Below are 13483 nucleotides of genomic sequence, written 5' to 3' on the forward strand. Positions count from 1 at the left end.
TCTTGTTAAAGAAATCACACGCCATGGTAAAATTATATGGTATGTGCGTATTGGTCATGGGAAACGTATTAGAGTACGAGGAACCTATGGAACGCAAGAGTTTGTCGACAATTACAAAAGCGCCCTTGCCCAATTACAAGGACTTATCCTTCCTAAATCCAAGCCAGGGAAACTTGTTGAAGGTTCTTTTGCATGGCTGCTTAAACAATATTTTAACAGCTCCAATTGGCATAGCTTTGCTAAAGCTACGAAAAGACAAAAAGAATCCATCCTTATGAAGGTATGCGATTCCATAGGGAATATTCCATATAAAGCAATCGAAAAGAAACATATTATAGCCGGTGTTGAACGACGTAAAGAAACACCTGGAATGGCTAGAGATTTTCTAAAATCACTTAATGGTCTTTTTAATTGGGCAATTGATCAAGGTCTTTTAGAAGACAATCCAGCATTAGGAATCAAAAGACCTACTCTTAAAAATAAAGAGGGATTTCCTGTTTGGACAGAAGAAGATGTTGAGAAATATTATCAAAAATGGGCTTTAGGAACCCATGAACGTGTTTGGATTGATGTCCTTCTGTACACGGGTTTGCGCCGTGGTGATGCCGTTCGCATTGGTTGGAAAGATGTGAAAGAGAATATCATTCATCTTAAAACAGAAAAGAGCCAATTTAAAACAGATGTTTTTCTTCCTATTTTGCCTGAATTAGCAGAAACCCTTAAAATTGGTCCTATTGGAGAAGAAACATTCATTTGTGGTAGACGTGGAAACAAAATACCCAAAGAAAGCTTTGGGGTTTTATTTCGTAATTCCTGTATCAAAGCAGGTATCAAAAAATCAGCCCATGGCTTGAGGAAATTAGCAGCAACACGTGCTGCTAACTCAGGTGCAACAGTCTCACAACTCAAAGCAATCTTTGGATGGACAGATGACAATATGGCATCTCTTTATACCAAAAGCGCAGATCGTAAAAAACTTGCCCTTGAAGCGATAAAAAAGCTTCAAAAAAGTTAGGGATAGGGGCAAAAAAACGTAATAGAATCAATAACAGACCAATCCCTTACATTAGGCATAATTATTTGATTTTATTTCATCCAAATTTCCACCATGAGAAGCAAAAAATCAGTAATCCGCATAAAGTTAAAATACCCCCAACAATAGCGGTATATTCATAACTATAGCCCAATCTCAAAACCCATGCTCCAGATTCTGCTCCAAGAGCATTAGCAATATTAAAAGCAGACTGCATTAATGCTCCTGCCAAAATTTGTCCATGAAGAGAGACATCCATAATCTTTGTTTGTATAGAAGGCATAGCGGCAAAAGAAGTACCAACAAAAAAACATCCTAATGCTGCTGTTAACGGAGTATGTGATAAGAAGAAAAAAAGAAAAAAAACAAACGTGCTCCAAAACATCGAAAAAAATATCAATGGTGAAAGACCTATTTTTACTGCAAATTTAGGTCCAAAAAGATTCCCTATTACCATACCTAATCCAACTAACGGCATAATAAATGGCACAAAATCAAGCGAAACACCAGCAATATGCATTAATGTTGACTTAATATAAGTAAAAACAGAAAATAATCCTGATGCTCCAACAGAAACCATCATCAAAAGAAACCAAACCTGCTTTTGCCGTAATGCACCAAGTTCACGTAGAGGACTTGTTTTTGAACGATCCAAACCAGAAGGTAAAAATTTCCAAACAAGCAAACAACATAATAAAGCAATCGCACCTACAAGAACAAAAGCACTCTGCCAACCAACAAGTTGACCAATCCACGTTGCACTAGGTGCTCCAAAAACAGTCGCAATCGTTAAACCAAGCATAACATACCCGACAGCTTTGGACCGTTCATTCATTTCCACCATTGAAGCTGCAACGAGAGTTGCAAGACCGAAATAGATGCCATGTGGAAGACCACTAATAAACCGCAACGCTACTAATGTGCTAAAATCAGAAAAAAAAGCACTTGTAATATTTGCCAGTGCATAAAAAAACATTAATCCTATCAATACAGTTTTGCGTGATAACTGAGCTGTCGCAACAGCTAAAAGAGGCGCCCCAATCACAACACCCAATGCATAAGCAGAAATATATTGACCCGCTGTAGGAATATCAACAGATGAGCTTCGTGCCATTTCCGGTTGCAAACCCATAGCTACAAATTCTGCAGTACCAATAGCAAAACTCCCCACCGCAAGAGCTAAAATTGCTAAACACCGTGTTCTCAAATCAATTCTTAACGCAAAAATGCTTTCTCTATGAGAATTCCTCATCTTCTTCATTTCTATAGAGTGATATTTTAATCATGAAATTTGTAATATAGCGTATAAATGAACTTAGGACCTTCTTATATTTATGCTTAAAAATTTCCAATGACACAATTCAAACACCTTCCACAACAAAAACAAAAATGCTTTTATTTTTCTTTTGGTGTGACATAAAATATCTCTTTAATAAATAGAATTTGTTTTTTTAGCTGGATACTATCTGCAACATTCTGTAACGTAAATAAAACTTTAGTTATGAAAATATCATTATTAGAATAAAATAAGCCAACACTTTAAAGTGTTAATCTTTTGTGTTTTTCAAATCTTCAATTCAGACAAAAACACCTTTATATTTCCTGCTTAATAAGACGGCCGTTTTTATGACTTCACTGTTTAAGGATAAAAAATACAAATAACCCTATAAAAACGCAATTTTCATACTTCCTTAAAGGTTCGCTAACTCCTCATTAACATTGTTGATCTAAACAGTCATCAGAAACAGAAACAAACTGTTTTTCTCCGGATCAGGTAGTGCGTACCGGAGTAAAAGTTTCGGTTTACTTTTACAGTTACAAAGAAAATATATACCAATAAACTGCACGTTTATTTTAGATCAATACAACTTTATATTTCTAAAAAGCACTTTTAGCTTCATTTTTAGCAAAAGCCTTTAATACAAAACAGATTAAGCAACATGAAAAAAGACAGATGCGTTCATTGCAATCAACGCTTTAGCGTCCTTGCATCCATAAAGCACGTGTTTCAGCACAAAAATCACTATAACATCCTTCTTCAATAGCCTCACGAATTCCTTGCATAAGCTGCTGATAATAAAAGAGATTATTCCAAGTCAATAACATACCACCAAGAGACTCACCGGATTTAATCAAATGATGCAAATAAGCACAGCTATAATCATATGCAGCAGGACAAAGAGACTGTGGATCAAGAGGATGTGGATCCTCTGCATAACGCGCATTACGCAAATTAATTCTACCAAAACGTGTAAAAGCTAAACCATGACGTCCTGCACGGGTTGGCATAACACAATCAAACATATCAATACCACGAGCAACACTTTGTAAAATATCATCAGGCGTTCCCACCCCCATAAGATAACGTGGTTTATCCTCTGGTAAAATTGGACAAGTCACATCCAAAACGGCTGTCATAACACTCTGTGGTTCGCCAACAGCAAGTCCCCCAATAGCATAGCCTTTCAAATCCATCTCTTTTAACGCTTGTGCAGAACGTTCACGCAGTTTCATATTATCACCACCCTGAACAATACCGAACAGTGCTTTGTCTGGCTGATCACCAAAAACTGTTTTACAACGCTCGGCCCACCGCAATGAAAGTTCCATAGCAGCTTCTATTTCTTTTTCACTTGCCGGCAGTGCAATACATTGATCCAACTGCATCTGAATATCAGAATTAAGAAGCCCTTGAATTTCGATAGAACGCTCTGGACTCATCTCATAGTATGCGCCATTAATGTAAGAACGAAAAATAACATTTTGTTCTGTAATTTTACGAATTCCCGCCAACGACATAACTTGAAATCCGCCAGAATCGGTTAAAATAGGTCCAGACCAGCGTGAAAATTCATGCAAACCTCCTAAACGAGCAACACGCTCTGCTCCCGGACGCAACATTAAATGATAAGTATTGCCCAAAATGATATCTGCACCAAGAGCACGTATCTGATCCATATACATAGCTTTCACAGTTCCTGCCGTTCCAACGGGCATAAATGCTGGTGTACGAACACTCCCACGACCCGTTATAATTTCACCACGACGTGCACACCCATCTTGAGCAATTTTTTTATAATGAAATGTCTTTATCATCACTCTTGTCTTTTTGATTCTACAAACTCACATTGTCTTAAGAAAAGCTATGGCTTTTCTTAAGACATCATCATAAGCTTAATGGATTAATCTTCGATTCTCTTAATATTGTAATCAGCATAAAAGAATTTAACAGAGTAAATGAAATTTTGTTATCAAACAATTATCATAGGTAAAATGATAGTCTCATTTCCCAATAATATTCGATATACCAACAATGTAGGCGTTATATTTCTATCCACCGCAGTTCTAGAGCCGTTGCCAAAAAAATAACGGCCTTATATTTTCATGCCAATATAGTTCAGTAAAAAATGAGCATTAAGCATTATAAGAGCAGCAAATAACAACAAAATATCTCATCACAACTCACCATCGTAACACTTAAACTTTAAGTCTTCCTTCATTAAACAAACTCAGAAGAAATCAACACAGAAACCTTCTCATCTTCTTTTAAACGATTTTCAATACAAAGCATTATTCTAGAGCATTGCCTTCCTAAATCCACTTACATAAAAATATAAAATTCAAAACACAAAGATAAACCATAGAACAACTGCAAAAAGTAATGAACTCTGTATAATTAAAATAATGAAATCAGTCATTCATGCTCTGCTTGTAAGCCAGCAGTACGACCATTAATTATCCAACCTTGAACGTACTCCTATCACCAACAACAGCAAAAAAGCCCTCCAGCAAAACCGATAAAACTTACAGATAACGAAACTTAATGCGAAGAGAACGCATAGGCTTAGAATCCCCTTATGGATTTAAGCTGTAACAGTTGATCTTTATCATATTTGAGACAACAATCAGACTGGAATATCTTCACTTAAGGCTCTTAAAATTGAAATCGATATAATTATATTATTTCGTATCGGCAGCAATTGTAGCTTTAAGAATTATATCAGGCTCTATAACAGGCTCACCACGCTTAATTTTATCGACATTTTCCATACCTTCAATCACTTGTCCCCATATAGAATATTGGCGATCAAGCCAAGGAGCATCAGCAAAGCAAATAAAAAACTGTGAATTAGCAGAATTTGGATTCTGGCTACGTGCCATAGAAACTGTACCACGCTTATGAGAAAGATTTGAAAACTCTGCTGTCAAATTAGGTTTCGCTGAACTTCCCATACCCGCACGTGATAAATTAAATTCTGTCCCATCCTTTTTTCCAAATTGTACATCCCCCGTTTGAGCCATAAAACCATCAATAACGCGATGAAAAATAACATTATCATAAGCACCTTCACGGACAAGTTCTTTAATACGTGCAACGTGCCCAGGTGCTAAATCAGCAAAAAGCCCAATAAAAACTTTCCCCTTTGTTGTTTCAAGAATTAAGGTATTTTCTAAATCTCTCATTTCGGACATATGGCTAAACTCCTTTGTCTTATCTATCAGCTTGTAAAGTAGCAGCATTAATAACATCAGGATTTTTTACCGATCCATTATTACTTCTGGTGCCTTTTTTAATTTGATCAACAACGTCCATACCTTTTATAACCTCTCCAACAACAGTATACTGACCGTTCAAAAAAGGAGCATCATCAAAACAAATAAAGAATTGAGAATTCGCGGAATTTTGATCTTGTGCACGCGCCATTCCAACGGTCCCACGCTTAAATGGCTGACTTGAAAATTCTGCTGGTACATTGGGATAATTTGAGGCGCCTCTCCCAACGCGTTTAGCATCAAAGTCTGCACTCCCCTTTTTTCCAAATTGAACATCACCAGTTTGTGCCATAAAACCTGGAATAACACGGTGAAAGACAACATTATTGTATGCACCTTCCTTTGTTAACCTTTTGATTTGTAAAACGTGTTTAGGTGCAAGATCAGGACGCAGACGAATAATCACATCACCATTTTTAAGAGATAAAATAAGAACATTTGCATCATCGGTTATGTTAGAATCTCTCGCGACAGCACTCAACGAAAAAAAACAAAAAAGACATGTCAAAAGAGCAAAAACTCTAAGATACATAATCATATTCCTTTGAAGATTGAAATTTTAAGCGCAAAGCTTTTGCAATATTTGCAGGCACGAAGGACGCCACATCGCCTCCCATAGAAGCAACTTGACGCACCAATGTAGAAGTAATGACGCGTCCAGAAACGCTTGCCGGCAAAAAAACTGTTTGCAATTCAGGAGCCATGAAAGCATTCATCCCCGCCATTTGCATTTCATAATCAAGGTCAGTACCATCACGTAATCCGCGAATAAGAAATGAAGCACCAATTTCTCGAGCCTTATCAATTAAAAGAGCATCAAATGAGAGAACTTGCAACCGATCAGGACCTACATTTAACAAATCTTTCCCTACCTCAGTAATTAAATCAACCCGCTCTTCAAAACTAAAAAGTGGTTTTTTTTTAGCCTGCACACCTATAGCTACAATCACCTTATCAGCCAAAATGAAACTGCCCCGCAAAACATCAAGATGACCATTTGTAAGAGGATCAAAGGAACCAGCATAAAGAGCAATTTTCATCGTTTCACTTCGCCCCCTTAAGAACTATTTTTCTGTGCTCACACCAACTGTATCAGGAGATTTCTCAGCTGCATCATCTAATTGGTTATCATCATCTTCAGATTCAGAAATACGTTCAACCGATACGACTTTTTCACCCTCAGCTGTATTGAAGATTGTGACCCCTTTCGTCGAACGGCCAGCTATACGAATCCCCTCCACAGGAACACGAATGAGCTGCCCACCGTCTGAGACCAACATAATTTGATCTTGCGCTTTCACCGGAAAAGCCGCTATTAATTTACCAATTCCAGCTGTTTTAGAAGGATCTGTTGCACGAATCCCTTTTCCACCGCGTCCAGAAACTCGAAATTCATATGAGGAAGATCGTTTTCCATAACCAAACTCACTCACTGTTAAAAGCATTTGTTCGCGCGCATTAAGTTCTGCATAGCGCTCGTCTGTTAACTCCGTTTCATTTCCCTCATCTTCTTCATCAAGAGTTACAATATCTTCAGCATCGGCACCAGCAGCACGCCGTTCACTCACCACCCGTTTAATGTAAGCAGAACGTTCAAAGGAAGTCGCCTCAACATGCTCTAAGATCGTCATCGAAATAACCTTATCACCATCAGCCAAATTAATACCACGAACCCCCACCGAATTACGTCCTACAAAAACACGAACATCAACAACTGGAAAACGAATACATTGTCCATTAGCCGTTGTTAAAACAACATCATCATGTTCTGTACAAGTCTCGACAGAAAGAATCTCATCTCCTTCTTCATCAAGCTTCATAGCAATTTTGCCATTCCGATTAACCTGAACAAAATCTGATAATTTATTACGACGGACAGTTCCACGCGTCGTTGCAAACATAATGTCTAATGTACTCCAATGCGCTTCATCTTCTGGCAAAGGCATAATCGTTGTTATGCGCTCACCCTGCTGTAAAGGAAGCAGATTAATAAGCGCACGCCCACGCGATTGCGGCGTACCAAGGGGTAAACGCCAAACTTTTTCCTTGTAAACAATTCCACGCGATGAAAAGAAAAGAACTGGTGTATGGGTATTAACAACAAATAATCGCGTTACAAAATCCTCATCCTTGGTAGACATACCAGAACGTCCTTTACCACCGCGGCGCTGCGCACGATATGTATTGAGAGGCACACGCTTAATATAGCCACTATGACTAACCGTTACCACCATATCTTCTGGAGCAATCAGATCTTCACTATCCATCTCAGCGCTCCCAAAGCCAAAGATAGTCCGTCGTGGTGTTGCAAACTCCTCACGAAGAGCTCTTAATTCCTCCTTAACAATCCCCATGATACGTGAACGAGATGCCAAAATATCGAGATAATCGGTAATATCCACACCAATTTTATTCAATTCATCTGCAATTTCATCACGTCCAAGTGCCGTTAATCTTTGCAAACGCAATTCTAAAATAGCACGCGCCTGTTCTTCAGATAAATTATAAGTACCATCATCATGAATAATATGACGAGGATCATCAATAAGTTTAATTAAAGGTGCCACATCAAAAGCTGGCCAGCGCCGCTCCATTAATTGTGTACGCGCTGTCTGTGGATCAGGAGCTTTACGAATGAGCGCTATAATTTCATCAATATTGGCAACAGCAAGCGCAAGACCAACCAAAACATGGGCACGCTCACGCGCTTTACGCAAAAGATATTTTGTTCGCCGACTTACAACGTCTTCTCGGAAAGAAACAAATGCACGAAGCATATCAAGCAACGTCATTTGTTCAGGTTTTCCTCCATTCAACGCAACCATATTACAACCAAAGGAAGTTTGCAGGGGCGTATAACGATATAATTGATTCAAAACGATCTCTGCTACAACATCCTTCTTAAGCTCGATAACAACGCGATAGCCATCACGATCAGACTCATCACGCAAATCGGAAATTCCTTCGATACGTTTATCACGCACCAATTCAGCCATTTTTTCAATCATGGTTGCTTTATTAACCTGATAAGGTATTTCACTTACAATAATTGCTTGCCGACCATTGCGAATTTCTTCAATATCAACCTTAGCACGCATAATAACCGAACCGCGTCCTGTTTCATAAGCTGAACGAATACCGGAATGGCCAAGAATAATACCACCGGTAGGAAAATCAGGACCAGGAATAATTTGGATGATCTCATCAAGTGTTATGTCTGGATTATCAATCAAGGCGATACAACCATCAACAACTTCTCCAAGATTATGGGGCGGAATATTGGTTGCCATTCCCACGGCAATACCACCTGATCCGTTAACCAAAAGATTAGGAAAACGCGCCGGTAAAACGACGGGTTCACGCTCACGCCCATCATAATTATCCTGAAAATCAACGGTATCTTTATCAATATCAGCTAAAAGTTCTTCGGAAACTTTTTCTAAACGACATTCTGTATAACGCATTGCTGCAGGCGGATCACCATCAACAGAACCAAAATTTCCTTGCCCATCAATCAATGGATTTCGCAAAGAAAAGTCCTGTGCCATACGCACCAATGCATCATAAATCGAAGCATCACCATGAGGATGGAATTTCCCCATAACCTCACCAACAACACCGGCAGATTTGCGATAAGACTTGTTGAAAGAAAGCCCCATCTCATTCATAGCATGAAGAATCCGCCGATGAACGGGCTTCAGTCCATCACGGACATCAGGAAGTGCACGGGAAACAATCACGCTCATCGCATAATCGAGATAAGAGCGTTGCATTTCATCAATAATGCTGATGGGCTCTATGCCGGTTAGCACATCACGTTCTTGTAGTGGAGTAAGATCGGTCACAGCTTCAAGACTTTCAAATAAAGAATCACTTTACCCTTTTATAGCGAAAAAAGCGCCAAAATGCTAATTCCTCTCCCGCAACAAAGGTAGAAATTTAACAATAATTTTCAACATGTTATTTATTTGTATTAAAAATTACGGATAAAAGATACAAGATCTCGCTTCTTTAAACTTTAAAAAACTAAAACAAATAACTGAAAAGAAACAAACGAAGAAAAAACAACACTGTTGGAGAGCCCTCAAAAAGGAACATCATCATCTAATTTGTGCGAAAAGTCTTCTCTTGCTTGATTATTGTTTTGACCAAAATTGTCCCTCTGACCCGAGCTACTGTCACCAAAACTACCACTACCATAATTTCCGCTCGACTGATTTGCTCCTTGCATTTGCTCTCCACCAGCACCACGCCCATCAAGCATTTGCAATTCACCACGATATTTTTGCAAAACAACCTCTGTTGTATAGCGATCATTGCCATTTTGATCTTGCCATTTGCGTGTTTGCAACTGACCTTCAATATAGATTTTGCTCCCTTTTTTTAAATATTGCTCCACAATTCTGATAAGGTTTTCGTTAAAAATAACGATACTATGCCACTCTGTGCGTTCCTTACGCTCATTTGTATTACGATCACGCCAACTTTCTGAAGTAGCAATACGCAAATTCGCCACTTGATCACCAGAATTCAAACGGCGAATTTCAGGATCTGCACCAAGATTACCAATCAAAATAACTTTATTAAGGCTACCAGCCATTGCATGAACTCCAAAATCTTAATTTGCAAAACAATCTTTGTTGTATAGCAGTCATTACCACCTTTTCATTTGCATATCTGCAATTGACCTTCAATGTAGACTTTGCTATCCTTCTTAAAAGGTTACATTTTATGATTATAACAAAAGATAACAATCACGCATAGTTTATTCCATCATTCAGAGAATAAAAAATTGTTCTTTATATTTTTCTTTCCACAAGACAAGTCTGCTTTATCTTTGTTAAGCAATGAAATGCATTGTAATTCCAGAAAACAGTTTTATTCTATTTTAGATGCTCAATTTTTGTATATGCTAAGGATAAAACATGACTCATCAAAAATACATATCCATTCGCGGCGCGCGTGAGCATAATCTTAAGAATATTGATCTTGATCTTCCGCGGGACAAACTGATTGTTATCACTGGGCTTTCTGGGTCAGGAAAATCATCTTTAGCTTTTGATACAATTTATGCTGAAGGTCAACGGCGTTATGTTGAAAGTCTCTCTGCCTACGCGCGTCAATTTCTGGAAGTTATGCAAAAACCAGACGTCGACCGCATAGATGGTCTTTCTCCAGCGATATCTATTGAACAAAAAACAACCAGTCGCAACCCTCGCTCAACGGTAGGAACCGTCACTGAAATCCACGATTACATGCGCCTTCTCTTCGCACGTATTGGCGTTCCTCATTCTCCTGCTACAGGACTTCCTATTGAAAGCCAAACGGTAAGCCAAATGGTTGATCAAATTATGTCCTTACCAGAAGATACACGAATTTTCATTATGGCACCTCTCGTCCGAGGACGAAAGGGAGAATATAAAAAAGAACTGACAGAACTTTTAAAAAAAGGATTTCAACGTGCTAAAGTTGATGGAAAATTTTATGAAATTCCTGATATTCCTCCTCTCGATAAAAAATATAAACATGATATAGATGTCGTAGTAGATCGCATTGTCGTGCGTGATGATATTACCTCTCGCCTAGCTGACAGTATAGAAACCTGTTTACGACTAGCAGATGGAATTGCAGTTGCTGAAATGGCTGACCAGCCCTTAGCACAAAACGAAACCTCAAAAGAATCTGCTCATAAATCGAAAAATGAAACACACAAACGGCTTATCTTTTCAGAAAAGTTTTCTTGTCCCATCTCTGGATTTTCTATCCCCGAAATTGAACCACGTTTATTTTCATTCAACAATCCTTTTGGTGCTTGTCCTCTTTGCGACGGACTTGGTATCAAAAAAGCTGTAGATCCGATAAAAATCATACCAAATAAAAATCTTGCCTTAAAAGATGGTGCAATTGCTCCTTGGTCTAAATTATCTTCATTATACTATAGCCAAACCTTAGAAGCATTAGGCAAAGTTTACGGATTTAAACTTACGGATCAATGGTGTGTACTCTCAAATGAGGCACAACACGCTATTCTCTATGGTACAAAAAACAAAGAAATCTCCTTTATTTATAAAAATGATTCAGGATCATATAAAAGGATTCAACACTTTGAAGGGATTATCCCCAATATGGAGCGACGATGGAAAGAAACCGATTCTCCATGGTCCCGTGAAGAAATCGAACGTTATATGTCTTCTTCAGCTTGTCCAGCTTGTCATGGCTATCGTCTAAAACCAGAAGCGTTAGCTGTAAAAATCCACGGAATGCATATTGGGCAAATATCAGAACTTTCCATTTCAAAAGCAGATGATTGGTTTGCTCATATTCATCAACATCTGACCGAAAAACAACGTAACATCGCAGTGCGTATTTTAAAAGAAATTCGTGAACGCTTAGCTTTTTTAAATCATGTAGGACTGGAATATCTTACCTTATCTCGAAATTCAGGCACTCTTTCAGGGGGTGAAAGTCAACGTATTCGATTAGCATCCCAAATTGGATCTGGACTTACAGGCGTCCTTTATATTTTAGATGAACCCTCTATTGGTTTACACCAACGCGATAATGAACGTCTTCTGAAAATGCTGCACCATCTGCGTAATCTTGGTAATACAGTTATTGTTGTTGAACATGATGAAGATGCCATTCTTACTGCAGATCATGTCGTTGATATGGGCCCTGCCGCAGGCGTTCATGGAGGAGAAATTATAGCGCAAGGTACACCACAGGAAATTATAGAAAATGTATCTTCTCTCACAGGACAATATCTTTCAGGGAAAATGGCTATTCCACTACCTGCTCAACGACGCAAAATAGCAAAGTCGAAAAAACTTAAAATCATCGGAGCTCGAGGGAATAACCTCAAAAATATTAGTGCTGATATCCCTCTTGGAACCTTCACATGCATAACTGGTGTCTCAGGCGGAGGAAAATCAACATTCCTTATTGAAACTCTTTTTAAAGCTGCATCACACCATATCATGGGAAGTTATCATAGCCCCGCAAGCTATGACAAAATTGAAGGATTGGAATTTCTTGACAAGGTCATTGATATCAACCAAGCGCCTATTGGACGCACCCCACGCTCTAATCCAGCAACCTATACAGGCGCATTTACGCCAATCCGCGAATGGTTTTCCGAACTCCCAGAATCAAAAGCCCGTGGTTATCAAGCAGGACGTTTTTCATTTAATGTCAAAGGAGGACGGTGTGAAGCATGTCAAGGGGATGGAGTCATCAAAATTGAAATGCACTTTCTCCCTGATGTTTACGTTACTTGCGATGTCTGCCAAGGAAAACGTTATAATAGAGAAACACTTGAAGTAAAATTCAAAGAGCAGTCTATCGCTGATATTTTGGATATGACGATCGAAAGGGCTGAAGAATTTTTTCAAGCTGTTCCTACCATTCACAACAAAATAAAAACCCTCAGTAAAGTTGGTCTTGGCTATATCAAATTAGGACAACAAGCTACAACACTTTCTGGTGGTGAAGCTCAACGTGTAAAACTTGCTAAAGAACTTTCACGCAAAACAACAGGGCGTACATTGTATATTTTGGATGAACCAACAACGGGTTTACATTTTCATGATATTTCTAAACTCCTCGAAGTTCTGCATGAACTCGTCGAACAAGGCAATACAGTTGTCGTGATTGAACATAATCTTGAAGTTATAAAAACAGCCGACTGGATTATTGATTTAGGACCAGAGGGTGGAGACCGTGGTGGTGAAATCGTTGCAGTTGGACGTCCTGAAGATATTATTCAGATTCCAGCTTCTTATACGGGAAAATTTCTGAAAGAAATTTTACTGCGCCAACCTTTATAGGACTCCTTCTAACACTGCTCCTCTTATAAAAAATATGTGGCATAATTGGCATAATAAAGAACCAAATATC

Annotated in this window: 9 protein-coding genes; 2 read left to right on the forward strand and 7 right to left on the reverse strand. The window is 38.6% G+C overall.

The features are described from left to right. Window positions 1-1015, forward strand: a 1015-nt coding sequence (locus AC0QT4_RS06775; protein WP_473200962.1) for a tyrosine-type recombinase/integrase, incomplete at its 5' end; no start/stop codon positions are given. 76 nt (window positions 1016-1091) lie between these two features. Here the strand turns inward: AC0QT4_RS06775 and AC0QT4_RS06780 are convergent. The 7 genes from AC0QT4_RS06780 to ssb all read right to left on the reverse strand — a co-directional run bounded on the left by AC0QT4_RS06780 (window position 1092) and on the right by ssb (window position 10187). Continuing rightward, entirely contained in the window at window positions 1092-2294 is a 1203-nt protein-coding gene (locus AC0QT4_RS06780; RefSeq protein WP_473200963.1) for an MFS transporter, read from the reverse strand. A gap of 716 nt (window positions 2295-3010) precedes the next feature. Then, window positions 3011-4129 carry a tRNA guanosine(34) transglycosylase Tgt gene (gene tgt, locus AC0QT4_RS06785; RefSeq protein WP_473200964.1) on the reverse strand — a complete coding sequence of 373 codons (1119 nt, stop codon included), beginning with the start codon at window positions 4127-4129 and terminating at the stop codon, window positions 3011-3013. A gap of 864 nt (window positions 4130-4993) precedes the next feature. Next, on the reverse strand, window positions 4994-5506 hold the full coding sequence (locus AC0QT4_RS06790) for a peptidylprolyl isomerase (RefSeq protein WP_473200965.1): 513 nt from the start codon (window positions 5504-5506) through the stop codon (window positions 4994-4996). 19 nt (window positions 5507-5525) lie between these two features. After that, the gene (locus AC0QT4_RS06795) at window positions 5526-6119 is read right to left on the reverse strand and encodes a peptidylprolyl isomerase (protein ID WP_473200966.1); all 594 of its coding nucleotides are present in this window, start codon (window positions 6117-6119) and stop codon (window positions 5526-5528) included. Then, a complete protein-coding gene (gene coaD / locus AC0QT4_RS06800; protein ID WP_473200967.1) occupies window positions 6109-6627 on the reverse strand; it encodes a pantetheine-phosphate adenylyltransferase in 519 nt (172 codons plus the stop codon). The genes AC0QT4_RS06795 and coaD overlap by 11 nt, the downstream gene beginning before the upstream one ends. A gap of 24 nt (window positions 6628-6651) precedes the next feature. After that, window positions 6652-9432: a DNA gyrase subunit A gene (gene gyrA / locus AC0QT4_RS06805; protein ID WP_473200968.1), complete on the reverse strand. Its 2781-nt coding sequence runs from the start codon at window positions 9430-9432 to the stop codon at window positions 6652-6654. Between the two features lie 239 nt (window positions 9433-9671). Continuing rightward, on the reverse strand, window positions 9672-10187 hold the full coding sequence (gene ssb / locus AC0QT4_RS06810; protein ID WP_473200969.1) for a single-stranded DNA-binding protein: 516 nt from the start codon (window positions 10185-10187) through the stop codon (window positions 9672-9674). 325 nt (window positions 10188-10512) lie between these two features. Between ssb and uvrA the strand changes: the two genes are divergently transcribed. Next, window positions 10513-13413 (forward strand): excinuclease ABC subunit UvrA, encoded by a 2901-nt coding sequence (gene uvrA, locus AC0QT4_RS06815; protein WP_473200970.1) that lies wholly within the window; start codon window positions 10513-10515, stop codon window positions 13411-13413. Window positions 13414-13483 lie beyond the last annotated feature (70 nt).

The sequence above is a fragment of the Bartonella sp. EBT8 genome (assembly GCF_055796165.1).